The organism is Streptomyces sp. NPDC104371 (assembly GCF_055583785.1).
This window is the reverse complement of the sequence record NZ_JBVJNF010000002.1, coordinates 190,850-203,191: the sequence shown is the minus strand read 5'-3', so window position 1 is coordinate 203,191 and position 12,342 is coordinate 190,850. Positions and strand designations below refer to the sequence as shown.

The window sequence follows — 12,342 nt, the reverse complement described above, 5'->3', positions numbered from 1 at the left end:
TTCACCGTGACCACCCTGACCGACCTGGAGTCGTACGAGGACGCGTTGGCGTCGTACGACCCCGTCATGGGCCTCGAGGTCCATGTCGAACTCGGCACCAAGACCAAGATGTTCTGCGGCTGTTCGACGGCGCTCGGCGCCGAGCCGAACGCGCAGACCTGCCCCACCTGCCTCGGCATGCCCGGCTCGCTCCCGGTCGTCAACGCGATCGGCGTCGAGTCCGCGATCCGCATCGGTCTCGCGCTCAACTGCGAGATCGCCGAGTGGTGCCGCTTCGCCCGGAAGAACTACTTCTATCCGGACATGCCGAAGAACTTCCAGACCTCCCAGTACGACGAGCCGATCGCCTTCAACGGCTACCTCGACGTGCAGTTGGAGGACGGCGAGACCTTCCGTGTGGAGATCGAGCGCGCCCACATGGAGGAGGACACCGGCAAGTCGACGCACGTCGGCGGCGCCACCGGCCGTATCCACGGCGCGTCCCACTCCCTGCTGGACTACAACCGCGCCGGCATCCCGCTCATCGAGATCGTCACCAAGCCGATCGTCGGTGCCGGCGAGCGCGCGCCCGAGGTGGCGAAGGCGTATGTGCGCGAGCTGCGCGAGCTGATCCGCGCGCTCGGCGTCTCCGAGGCCCGTATGGAGATGGGCCAGATGCGCTGCGACGTGAACCTCTCGCTGATGCCCAAGGGCGCCGAGAAGTTCGGCACGCGCAGCGAGACGAAGAACGTCAACTCGCTGCGCTCCGTCGAGCGTGCCTGCCGCTTCGAGATCCAGCGCCACGCCGCCGTGCTGAACAGCGGCGGCACGGTGATCCAGGAGACCCGGCACTTCCACGAGGACACGGGCTCGACGACCTCGGGCCGCGTCAAGGAAGAGGCCGAGGACTACCGCTACTTCCCCGAGCCGGACCTGGTCCCGGTCGCACCCGCGCGCGCGTGGGTCGAGGAGCTGCGCGCCTCGCTGCCGGAGCTGCCCCTGGTGCGCCGTAACCGGCTGCGCGAGGAGTGGGATGTCTCCGCGACCGACATGCAGGCGATCCTCAACGCCGGTGCGCTGGACCTGATCGTCGCGACGATCGAGGCGGGCGCCGACGCCGCCGCCGCGCGCAAGTGGTGGATGGGCGAGCTGGCCCGCCAGGCCAACGAGACCGGCAAGGCCCTGGACGAGCTGCCCATCACCGCGCAGCAGGTGGCCCGGGTCACCCGGCTCGTGGCCGACGGCGACCTCAACGACAAGCTGGCCCGCCAGGTCATCGAGGGCGTTCTCGCGGGCGAGGGCACCCCGGACGAGGTCGTCGACAAGCGCGGTCTGAAGGTCGTCTCCGACGAGGGCGCCCTGACCGCCGCCGTCGACGAGGCGATCGCCGGCAACCCGGCCGTCGCGGACAAGATCCGCGGCGGCAAGGTGGCCGCGGCCGGCGCCCTGGTCGGCGCGGTCATGAAGGCCACCCGCGGCCAGGCCGACGCCGCCCGCGTCAAGGAGCTGATCCTCGAGAAGCTGGGCGTCAGCGAGGGCTGAGACAAGCGGCGGACGCCGCTGAACGGCCGTCCGGGGGCGGTGCACCGAATGCCGGTGCACCGCCCCCGGCGCGTTGACGGCAACCACGTACGCGCGTTGACGAGAACCATGTACGCGCGTTGACAAGAACCTTATGCGGCGGGGGAGTTGCCCCTGGCGGCTGTGAAGTGGGTCGCAGTCCTGTGAGGAAGACCACGAATGCGACAAACGATCACTTCTGGCTGCAACAGTGGACACAGACGTTCATTCGTTCTTTGCGAGCCGTTCAGTTCCCTCAGCGTCTGTTCCCGGGCAAAGATCGTCCAACCGTTCCCAGGGAGCGCGTCCCGTGGCAGCCCTCGCACGCTGGTGTATCCGCCACCGCCTCGCGGTGGTCCTGCTCTGGCTGCTCGCCTTCGGCGGGGTCGCCGTCGGCGCGGCGGCCACGGGGACGGCGTACACCAACCACTACGACGTCCCCGGCACCGAGACGGGCCGCGCCGCCGAGCTGCTCCAGAAGGGCTTCCCCGGACACGGCGGCGACAGCGACACCCTCGTCTGGCATACCGAAACCGGCAGCGTGCGCGCGTCCGGCGTCGAGCAGACGATGACCCGCACCCTGGACAGGATCGAGGAACTGCCCGGCATCGCCTCCGTCACCAACCCCTACGGCGGCGACCACGGCGCCCAGATCAGCCGCGACGGCCGCACCGCGTACGCCACGATCACCTTCGACGAGCAGAGCGAGAACATCACCAAGGGCGAGGCCCAGGCCGTCGTCGACACCGCCCAGGGCGCCGCGAGCGACGAGCTGCGGGTCGAACTGGGCGGCAGCGCGATCGCCCTCACCGAGGCGCGCAGCGGGCATCTCGCCGAGGCCGTCGGCGTGCTCGTCGCGGCCGTCGTCCTCTTCCTCGCCTTCGGCTCGCTCGCCGCCTCCCTGCTGCCCATCGCGACCGCGCTGATCGGCGTCGGCACCGCGTACGCCGGTATCGCCCTGCTCGGGCACGCCATGACCGTCGCCGACTTCGCGCCCATGCTGGGCCTGCTGATCGGGCTCGGTGTCGGCATCGACTACGCCCTGTTCATCGTGACCCGGCACCGCCGCAGCCTGAAGCGGGGCGTGCCGGTGACGGAGGCCGCCGCGGGCGCCGTCGCCACCACCGGCCGGGCCGTCGTCTTCGCGGGCGCCACGGTGTGCATCGCGCTGCTCGGCATGCTGATCCTCCGGCTCGGCTTCCTCAACGGCGTCGCGATCGCCGCCTGTCTCACCGTCCTGCTCACCGTCGCCGCCTCCGTGACCCTGCTGCCCGCCCTGTTGTCCTTCATCGGACCCCGCGCCCTCAGCAGGCGCGAGCGGCGCAGGCTGGCCGAGAACGGGCCCGAACCGGAGCTGCCGGGAGGGTTCGCCGCCCGCTGGTCCGCGTTCGTCGAACGCCACCCCAAGAAGCTCGGCGTCCTCGCCATGGTCGTCATGGCCGTCCTCGCCCTGCCCACGCTCTCCCTCCACCTGGGCACCGCCGACCAGGGCAACGGCCCGAAGTCGGCGACGACCCGGCAGGCGTACGACCTCATCGCCGACGGGTTCGGGCCCGGCGTCAACGGCCCGCTGACCCTCGTCACCCGTGTCGGCAGTACCGAGGACAGGCTCGCGCTCGACCACCTCGACAGCACGCTCGCGGCCACGCGGGGTGTCGCGAGCGTGAGCCCGGTGACCTACAACAGCGGCGGCGACACGGCGCTCCTCACCGTCGTCCCCGACTCCGCCCCGCAGTCCCGGGACACCAGCGACCTCGTGGACCGGCTGCGCACCGAGGTGCTGCCGCGCGCCGAGCAGGGCACCACGCTCGACCTCGCGGTGGGCGGCCGGACCGCGGCCTACGACGACTTCGCGAGCGTGATCGTCGGCAAGCTGCCGCTGTTCGTCGGGGTGGTGATCAGCCTCGGCTGTGTGCTGCTCCTGTTCGCCTTCCGCTCGATCGGCATCCCGCTGAAGGCCGCCGTGATGAACGTCGCGGCCGTCGCCTCCGCCTTCGGCGTGGTCGTCGCGATCTTCCAGTGGGGCTGGGGAAGCGAGCTGTTGGGCCTCGGCCGGGCCGGGCCCATCGAGCCGTTCCTCCCCGTGATCATGGTCTCGGTGCTCTTCGGGCTCTCCATGGACTACCAGGTGTTCCTGGTCAGCCGCATGTACGAGGAGTGGCGGGAGACCGGCGACAACCGGCGCGCCGTACGCGTCGGCCTGGCCGAGACCGGGCGGGTCATCAACTCCGCGGCGGTCATCATGATCTCCGTCTTCCTGGCCTTCGTGCTCAGCGGCGACCGGGTGATCGCCATGTTCGGCATCGCGCTCGCCGCGGCCGTCGCCCTGGACGCCTTCATCCTGCGTACCCTCCTCGTCCCCGCGCTGATGCATCTGCTCGGCGGTGCCAACTGGTGGCTGCCGTCCTGGCTGGAGCGCAGGCTCCCGCACATCAGCATCGAACCGCCCGAACACCGTGCGACCATGCCCCGGAAGACAGCGCACGAGGACGCGCTCATGGACGCACTGGTGAAGGAGCAACAGCAGGATGTACGCGATATCCCTGGGTGACGACGGAGCCGAACTGCGTCCCCTGGAGCCCTGGCACGCGGAGGAGTTCCTCGCCCATCTCGACCGCGGGCGCGAGTTCATCAACCAGTACGTCCCGTTCGGGTCCAAGGCCACGGACGTGGCCGGCGCGCGCGCCCTCCTCCAGTCGTTCGCCGACCGGCGCGCCGCGGACACCGGCTGTCTGCACGGGCTGTGGCTGGACGACAAGCTGGTCGGCGGCGTGCTCTTCCCCCTCTTCGACGCCCAGCACGGCACATGTGAGATGGGCGTCTGGCTGGAGCCCGCGGCGGCCGGGCGGGGCCTGGTCACGCGCGGCGCGCGGGCGCTCATCGACTGGGCGTTTGACGAGCGCGGCATGCACCGTGTGGAGTGGCAGGCGTCGCCCGCGAACGAACCGAGTGTCAACGTGGCGCGGCGGCTGGGCATGACACGCGAGGGTGTGCTCCGCGAGAGCTTCCCGCATCGTGGCGTACGCCACGACATGGAGGTCTGGTCGGTGCTCGCCCCCGAGTGGCGCGAGGCACGCGCGCGTGCGGCCCGGATTTGACCGGCAGGTCGTTAAGAGACCTCTCAGACAGCGTCCATACGGTGCGAGGCATGGGAACGAAGACAGTTGACGAGGCCGACGCCGCGACCGGCGCCGAGGCGACGACGAACGACGAGAAGACGGCCGAGGTGACCGAGACCGAGGACACTGCGGCGAAGGTGACCGAGACCGAGGACACCGCGGCGAAGGTCGCTGAGGAGACGCCCGGCGAGGGGCCGACCGGGGTCGGTCAGGGAGCCGGGGCGGTCGTCTCCGCCGGGCTCGCCGTGGTCTCCCTCACCGGGAGCTGGGTCTCCACCGTGGCCTCCGCGCGCGAGACGCTGCTGGGCCAGCTGAAGACTTCGACGTCGGCGAGCGTCGGCCAGCAGATCAAGGCGGTGTACGGCGAGGCCTGGCACGCCACCGCGCTGTGGGGCGGCGCGTTCGCGCTGGCCGCGCTGATCGTGGGCGTCGCGGTCCTGGCCCGCCCGGCCTTCGGCGCCCCCGGGAAGGCACAGGCCCCCTGGATCAAGTCGGTCGCCTGGGGCGGCGTCTCCCTGGGCGTCATCGGGCTGCTGCTGGCGGTCCTGAAGTACACGGACATCCTGCTCGGACTCCCGTCCGCCTGACCTGAAGCCGAGCCCGAGGGCCCCTGAGAGCCCGAGGGACCCTGCGAGCCTGAGGGGCCTCAGGGCTTTCGTACGACTGACGGAAGCCCTGAGGCCCCTCGCGCGTGTCCGAGGCCCCGCGCGACCCTCCGCCAGGCGGTGCCCGCATCCGGCCCCTTCAGGGAGGACGCCCCGTGTCAGACCCTCGTGCGATCCTCGGGACGTGGCGATCCGTACCTCCGTGGGCCAGGTCTGTCCCGTCTTCGTCGGTCGAGCCGAGGAAGCGGGGGTGTTACGCGACGCGCTCGCGCGTGCCGGAGCGGGTACGCCGCAGACCGTGCTCGTCGGGGGTGAGGCCGGGGTCGGCAAGACCCGGCTGATCGAGGAGTTCACCGCCACGGCCGGCCAGGCGGACGCGGTCGTCGCGGTCGGCGGCTGCGCCGAGACCGGCGCCGAGGGCCTGCCCTTCGCCCCGTTCTCCGCCGCCCTGCGCGCCCTGCGCCGCGAACTGCCCGCAGAGGTGGCCGAGGCAGTCACCGGCCAGGAGGCGGAACTGGCCCGGCTGCTCCCGGAGTCGGGCGAACCGCGCCACGCTCCGTGGGACGACGAGGCGGCCCCGGCCCGCCTCGTCGAGCTGACCGCCCGCCTGCTGGAACGCGTCGCCGCCCGCCGCAGCGTCGTCCTCGTCCTGGAGGACCTCCACTGGGCCGACGCCTCCACCCGCCATCTCCTCGCCCACCTCGTCCGTACGCTGCGCACCGGCCGCCTGCTCCTGGTCGCCTCGTACCGCACCGACGATCTCCACCGCCGCCACCCCCTGCGCCCCCTCCTCGCCGAACTCGACCGCCTGCGCGCGGTCCGTCGTATCGCCCTCGTCCGCTTCGACCGCACCGAGGTCGCCCGCCAGCTCACCGGCATCCTCGCCACCGAACCCGACCCCGCCCGCGTCGAGGAGATCTTCGAACGCTCCGACGGCAACGCCTTCTTCGTGGAAGAGCTGGCGGTCGCCTCCCGCGAGGACCGCCGCGCGGGCCTGCCCGACTCCCTGCGCGACCTCCTCCTCGTCCGCGTCGACCGGCTGCCGGAGACCGCGCGGCGCGTCGTCCGGACCGTCGCCGAGGGCGGCTCCACCGTCGAGCACCGCCTCCTCGCGGCCGTCGCCGGGCTCGCCGAGGACGACCTCATCGAGGCCCTGCGCACCGCCGCCGACGCCCACATCCTGCGCGCCACCCCCGACGGCGACGGCTACCGCTTCCGCCACTCCCTCGTCCGCGAGGCGGTCGGCGGCGACCTGCTTCCCGGCGAACGCACGCGCCTCAACCGGCGGTACGCGACGGCCCTGGCGGCCGACCCCACCCTGGTGGCGGCCGGCCAGTACGCCCCCCGGCTGGCCGGGTACTGGTACCAGGCGCGTGATGCCGCCAAGGCCCTGCCCGCCGTCCTCGACGCCGCCGCGGCGGCCCGCCACCGGCACGCGCACAGCGAGCGGTTGCGGCTGCTGGAGCGCGCGATGGAGCTGTGGGACCTCGCGCCCGTGTCCGTACGGGCCACCCCGCGCCCGTACGGACACGCGCGCGAGGCGTGTCCGAGCGCCGCCCACGACCCGGCGAGCGGGAGCCCGCGCTACGTCGATCTGCTGGCGGAAGCCGCCGTCGCGGGACGGCTGTGCGGGGAGGCCGAGCACGCGCTGAAGATCACCGGGCGCGCCCTGCGGCTCCTGGACACGGGCTCCGACAGCGAGGACACCCCGCTGCGGGCCGCCTGGTTCTGGGCGCAGCGCGCGCGGCTGATACGGCACACCGCCCGCGGCGACGGCTGGGCGGAACTCGCCACCGCACAGCGGCTGGTACGCGGACTGCCGCCCTCGACGGTGCACGCCGAGGTCCTCGCCCTCGTCGCCACCTGGTCCACGCGGCGGGTCCCCGGCCCCGAGGCCTTCTCGGCCGCCGAGCGCGCCGTGGAGTACGCGCGCGTGGTGGGCGCCCGCGACATCGAGCTGAACGCGCGCCTGACCCTGGGCGGGCTGCTCGTGGAGGCGGGCGACATCGGTACCGGGCTCGCGGAGATGTACGCGGTCCAGGAGCGGGCGGAGGCCCTCGGCCATGCACAGGTGACGGGCCGCCTCCAGGTGGAGCTGCCGTCCCGCCTGGAGGACATCGGCCGCTCCAGGGAAGCCGTCGAGGTACTCCGCCGAGGCCTCGAAGTCGCCCGTGGGCTGGGCCTGATGGACATCGAGGCCCAGGTGCGGGCGCACCTCGGCGTCTCTCTCTTCTCCCTGGGCCGCTGGGACGAGGCCGCCGCTGCCTTCGAGCGCGTCGGGCGGCAGGGCCCGGCAGCGACGGGGCACGCCCGACTCGCCCTCGCGCGAGGCGATGTGACCGAGGCTGCACGGCAACTCATCGCCGCGCGCGCGTCGTTCGGCACGCGGGCCACCTCGGCGCGGCACCGGCTGCCGCTGGCGCACCTCGCCCTGGGGATCGCGGTCGAGGAGGGCCGCCTCGCCGACGCCCGCGCCGCCCTCCACGACGTACTCGCCGAACTCGACGTACCCGACGAGGGATTCCCGCCGGGCAGCCGAGCCCACGCCTGGCCACTGCTGCTCGCCGCCGCCACCACCGAGGCCGACGCCTGCGGGCTGCCCGCAGCCGAGCCGGGCCGCGCCGAGACGCTCGCGCGGATCCGTAAGGCCGCCAGGACCCTCACCACCCACGCACCGGTGTGGCACGTGTACGAGCACTGGGTCCGCGCGGAACTGCTGCGCGCCGAGGGCCGTGACGAGCCGCTCGACTGGTCCGAGGTCGTGGCCGCCTTCGAGGTCTTGGAGCGCCCGTACGACCTGGCCCGCGTCCGCCACCGCCTCGCCGCGTCCCTGCTGGCGGCGGGCGGCGAGGAGGGCGGGCGCGAACGGGCCACCGAGCTGCTGCGGCTGGCCGGTGCGGTGGCCGGACACCTCGGCGCCCGGCCGCTCGCCGACTCGGTCGCCCTGCTCGCGCGCCGGGCCCGCCTGCCGCTGTCGCCCACCGCGCGCCGGGACCCGGCCGAGTCCCTGGGGCTCACCAGCCGCGAACGGGACGTGCTCCGCCTGGTCGCGGCGGGTCACAGCAACAGACAGATAGCCGGGGAGCTGTTCATCTCACCGAAGACGGCCAGCGTCCACGTCTCGAACATCCTGGCCAAGCTGGGCGTCTCGGGCCGAGGAGAGGCGGCGGCACTGGCCCACCGGCTCCAACTCTTCGCCACCGAGGCGTAGTTACTCACTGTCCCGGCGAAGGGGTGAGGTCTAGGCTGTCAGGATCCGGGCCGAGGGAGGCACCGTGTTCAACCTGTTCGAGGAACTCTTCGCACCGGGCCGCAAACACACCCACGACGAGAAGAGACGCCTGGAACTGTCCCGAGTGGACGTGACAGACGGCGACCCCGGCCGCGGCCCGATCGACCTGGCCTCAGGCAAGGTACTCGTCCGCCCACCGAAACCGGACCAGCGGGATCAGGTGGACCGGCCTGATCAGGCCGACGTCGCCCCGGACGTAAGCCCGGACTGAGTCGGCCGCTCGCCAGGGGCGTCGGCGGTGCCGCGAGTGCGGGGGCGGCGAGAGGGTGGTGGTCTCGGTGGCCCCTCTACGACACCTCCACCTCCAGGATCCGGTCGTCCGTCTTCGTCGGATGGCCCCTGCCGTCCGTGTTGCTCGTCGTCAGCCACAGCTTGTCGGTGCCTGCCGGGACCACCGTGCGCAGGCGGCCGTACTCGCCCTTCAGGAACGGCTGAGGCGGCGCGGAGGTCTCGGTGCCCTTCAGGGGGATGCGCCACAGTCGTTCACCGCGCAGGGTCGCCATCCAGATCGAGCCCTCGGCGTAGGCGATGCCGCTGGGGGAGGCTTCGGCGGGGTGCCACTCGGCGATCGGGTTGTGGTACTTGGGATCCGACGACTTCCCCTCGGCCTTCGGCCAGCCGTAGTTGTCCCCCGGCTTGATCGCGTTCAGCTCGTCCCAGGTGTCCTCGCCGAACTCCGAGGCGAACAGCCGCTGTCTGTCGTCCCAGGCCAGCCCCTGCACATCGCGGTGGCCGTAGGAGAGGACGGTCGAGTCGGGGAAGGGGTTGCCGGGGGCCGGTTCGCCCTGCGGGGTCATGCGCAGGATCTTGCCGCCGAGCGAGTTCTTGTCCTGGGCCAGATCGCGGTTGCCGGTTTCGCCCGTACCCGCGTACAGCATCCCGTCCGGGCCGAACGCGATCCGGCCGCCGTTGTGGATGGCGCCCTTGGGGATGCCCCTGAACACCGTGTTGGGAGCGCCGAGTTGGTCGCCCGGGTCCCGCTTCGGGTCGTACAGCATGCTCACGATGCGGTTGTCGGAGTCCGTCGTCATGTAGGCGTAGATCAGATGGTCCGAGCCGTAGTCGGGGGAGAGGGCGAGGCCGAGCAGACCGCCCTCGCCCGCGGCGGCGACCCCGGGCACCTCGCCCAGCTCCGTCTTCTTCCCGGACTTCTCGTCGATCCGCGTGATCGTCCCGGCGTCCCGCGAGGAGACCAGCAACCCGCCGCCGGGCAGCGGCGCGAGGCCCCACGGCGTGGTGAGATGCTCGGCGACCGTACGCACCACCCGGACCGACCCCTTGGCGGGCGGCGTCTCCTCGGCCGCCGAGGCGGAGGGCGACCCCGGTGCCGTACCACCCGGCGTGACGCTCGCGCCGCCGCCCGGCCCGCCCTCGCCGCCCGAGCAGCCGATCGCCAGCAGCAGTACGGCGGCGCCCACCACGCCCGCCCCAGCTCGTTGTCGCACGCTCCACGTCCCTTCGCCACGGGGCTACTTCCCCTGCGTCCACCGACCGAGCCCCCAGCATCCCCGATCGGGCAGCGGGGACGCGGTACTTGAGCCTCGTGCGGCCGGGGCGGACTCCTCAGTCCCAGGAGCCCTGCGCCGCCGGGAGCCGCGCCAGTTCCGTCAGATCCCGCGGGGTCAGCCGCAGCCCGGCCGCGCCCGCGTTCTCCGTCACCCAGCGTTCCCGCTTCGCGCCCGGTATCGGGACCACCTGCGGCCCCTGGGCGAGCACCCAGGCCAGCGCCACCTGGGCCGGGGTGACGTCCTCGCCGTGGCGGCGGGCCACCCGGCGCAGACCGGCCACGATCGGCTGGTTCGCCGCCATCATCTCGGCCGTGAAGCGGGGATGCCGGGCGCGCAGATCGTCCCGCTCGAAGCCGCCGCCCGGGGTCAGCGTGCCGGTCAGGAACCCGTTGCCGAGCGGCATCGCCGCCAGGAAGCCGACCCCGCGCGCCGCGCACCACGGCAGCAGCGCGCCCAGCGCCTCCGCCGACCACAGCGACAGCTCGGCCTCCACCGCGCTGACCGGGAACACCTGCTGCACCCGCTGGAGTTGCCGCAGCGTGCCGTCGTACAGCCGGGCTCCGGTCCGCCGCCCGCCCCGTACGCCCACCGCGCACAGCCCCAGCGCCCGTACCTTGCCCGCCCGCACCAGCTCCGCCATCGCGCCCCAGGTCTCCTCGACCGGGACCTCCGGGTCCGGGCGGTGCAACTGGTAGAGATCGATGACGTCCGTCTGCAAGCGCCGCAGCGAGGCGTCGCAGGCCCGTCTCACATAGCCGGGGCGGCCGTTGGCCACGATGTGCTGGTCACCGACCAGCAGCCCGACCTTGGTCGACACGAACGCCTCGGCCCGCCGCTGCCTCAACACCCGGCCCACCAGCAGCTCGTTGGTGAACGGCCCGTACATGTCGGCCGTGTCGAGCAGCGTCGCCCCCAGATCGAGCGCTCTGTGCACCGTCCGCAGCGACTCCTCGCCCCGTTGCCGGGAACCGGAGTACGCCCAGTTCATCGGCATGCATCCGAGTCCGACGGCCCCCACTTCGAGCGTTGCCGCGCCGATCGTCCTGCGCTCCACCTGGCCGTGCCCTCCCTTTCCTGGCACCCCAAACTAACCAATGCGGTAGTGGACGGCGCCCGGCGCCCCTGCACGCCCGTCACACCGCGCGAGGGGGCCGTGAGCAGGCATGTCACCGGGGCCGAAGGCCCCACGCGGGACATCCCGCGCACGCCTTAGCCTCCAGGCATGACCGCAGACATCTGGCTTCCGTTCCGCACCGACGAGATCGAGGGCCTCCCCGAGGGCCCCGCCTACCGCTACTGGGACGGCGCCGAGGAGTACCCCGCCGACCCGGCCGACTGCGCGCTGTACGTCGTGCCGTACATGAAGGGCGCCGAGATCGAGGTGCGCCCCCTGCCCGCGATGAGATCCCTGCGCGTCGTGCAGACCCTCACCGCCGGTGTCGACCACGTCCTGCCGAGCCTTCCGCTGCTGCCCGACGGCGTGCGGCTCTGCAACGCACGCGGGGTGCACGACGCCAGCACCGCCGAACTCGCGCTGACGCTGATCCTGTCCTCCCTGCGCGGCATCCCCGACTTCGTACGGGGCCAGGACCGCGAGGAGTGGCGCGAGGGGTTCCGCCCGGCGCTCGCCGACCGGTCCGTCCTCATCGTCGGCTACGGGTCCGTGGGCGCCGCCATCGAAGACCGGCTCGTGCCGTTCGAGCTCGCGCGGGTGGCGCGCGTGGCGCGCCGCGAGCGCGATACGGCGCGCGGTCTTGTGCATCCCATCTCCCGATTGTCGGAACTTCTGCCCGACGCCGATGTCGTGGTCCTCGCCACCCCCCTCACCGACACGACGAAAGGCCTGGTCAACGCGGACTTCCTGGCCCGGATGAAGGACGGCGCGCTGCTCGTCAACGTCGCGCGCGGTGCCGTCGTCGACACCCGGGCGCTGCTTGCGGAGGTGAAGGCCGGGCGTCTCACGGCGGCACTCGATGTCACCGACCCCGAACCGCTGCCCGCGGGGCATCCCCTGTGGCATGCGCCGGGTGTGCTCGTCAGCCCGCATGTCGGCGGTGCCACATCGGCGTTCGAGCCCCGCGCCAAGCGCCTTCTGGCCGCCCAGGTGAACCGTTTCGTACTGGGGGAACCGATGGAGAACGTGATAGTGACCAGCGGCGCGTGACCGGTAGCGGGGGAGGCGGCGGACGGAGCGCCGGGAGGGGGTGAACGGGCCGTTCCGGCGCACGATTTCAGCCGTCGCGCCCTCGGGCGCACGCGGTCCCCGAGGCCCGTACCAC

9 protein-coding genes are annotated in these 12,342 nt (G+C 72.6%); 7 read left to right on the top strand and 2 right to left on the bottom strand.

Going from position 1 to position 12,342, the window contains the following annotated elements; translation table 11 throughout:
* Positions 1 to 6: 6 nt before the first annotated feature.
* From gatB to ACZ60T_RS06715, 6 genes are all read left to right on the top strand, one after another.
* Positions 7 to 1,521, top strand: a complete 1,515-nt coding sequence (gene gatB / locus ACZ60T_RS06740) for an Asp-tRNA(Asn)/Glu-tRNA(Gln) amidotransferase subunit GatB (RefSeq protein ID WP_469664988.1) — start codon at positions 7 to 9, stop codon at positions 1,519 to 1,521.
* A 328-nt stretch (positions 1,522 to 1,849) separates the two neighbouring features.
* On the top strand, positions 1,850 to 4,090 hold the full coding sequence (locus tag ACZ60T_RS06735) for an MMPL family transporter (RefSeq protein WP_469664986.1): 2,241 nt from the start codon (positions 1,850 to 1,852) through the stop codon (positions 4,088 to 4,090).
* Positions 4,068 to 4,637 (top strand): GNAT family N-acetyltransferase, encoded by a 570-nt coding sequence (locus ACZ60T_RS06730; protein ID WP_469664984.1) that lies wholly within the window; start codon positions 4,068 to 4,070, stop codon positions 4,635 to 4,637. Before ACZ60T_RS06735 ends, ACZ60T_RS06730 begins: the two co-directional genes overlap by 23 nt.
* 50 nt (positions 4,638 to 4,687) lie before the next feature.
* Positions 4,688 to 5,245, top strand: coding sequence for a hypothetical protein (locus ACZ60T_RS06725; protein WP_469664982.1), 558 nt, complete (start codon positions 4,688 to 4,690; stop codon positions 5,243 to 5,245).
* A gap of 202 nt (positions 5,246 to 5,447) precedes the next feature.
* Positions 5,448 to 8,474, top strand: coding sequence for a helix-turn-helix transcriptional regulator (locus ACZ60T_RS06720; RefSeq protein WP_469664980.1), 3,027 nt, complete (start codon positions 5,448 to 5,450; stop codon positions 8,472 to 8,474).
* A 64-nt stretch (positions 8,475 to 8,538) separates the two neighbouring features.
* Complete coding sequence (locus tag ACZ60T_RS06715) at positions 8,539 to 8,766, top strand: DUF6191 domain-containing protein (RefSeq protein ID WP_469664978.1); 228 nt, start codon at positions 8,539 to 8,541, stop codon at positions 8,764 to 8,766.
* 76 nt (positions 8,767 to 8,842) lie between these two features.
* Here ACZ60T_RS06715 and ACZ60T_RS06710 read toward each other — a convergent pair whose 3' ends face one another.
* Both ACZ60T_RS06710 and ACZ60T_RS06705 read right to left on the bottom strand, forming a co-directional pair.
* Positions 8,843 to 10,000: a PQQ-dependent sugar dehydrogenase gene (locus ACZ60T_RS06710; RefSeq protein WP_469664976.1), complete on the bottom strand. Its 1,158-nt coding sequence runs from the start codon at positions 9,998 to 10,000 to the stop codon at positions 8,843 to 8,845.
* A 118-nt stretch (positions 10,001 to 10,118) separates the two neighbouring features.
* Complete coding sequence (locus ACZ60T_RS06705) at positions 10,119 to 11,117, bottom strand: aldo/keto reductase (protein WP_365622701.1); 999 nt, start codon at positions 11,115 to 11,117, stop codon at positions 10,119 to 10,121.
* Positions 11,118 to 11,285: 168 nt separating this feature from the next.
* Between ACZ60T_RS06705 and ACZ60T_RS06700 the strand changes: the two genes are divergently transcribed.
* Positions 11,286 to 12,227 carry a 2-hydroxyacid dehydrogenase gene (locus ACZ60T_RS06700; protein WP_469664974.1) on the top strand — a complete coding sequence of 314 codons (942 nt, stop codon included), beginning with the start codon at positions 11,286 to 11,288 and terminating at the stop codon, positions 12,225 to 12,227.
* Positions 12,228 to 12,342 lie beyond the last annotated feature (115 nt).

What these genes read in the sequence shown, in the direction of transcription:
- ACZ60T_RS06730 (WP_469664984.1), top strand. Translation starts at nt 4,068, where the DNA reads ATGTACGCGATATCCCTGGGTGACGACGGAGCCGAACTGCGTCCCCTG.
- ACZ60T_RS06725 (WP_469664982.1), top strand. Translation starts at nt 4,688, where the DNA reads ATGGGAACGAAGACAGTTGACGAGGCCGACGCCGCGACCGGCGCCGAG.
- ACZ60T_RS06700 (WP_469664974.1), top strand. Translation starts at nt 11,286, where the DNA reads ATGACCGCAGACATCTGGCTTCCGTTCCGCACCGACGAGATCGAGGGC.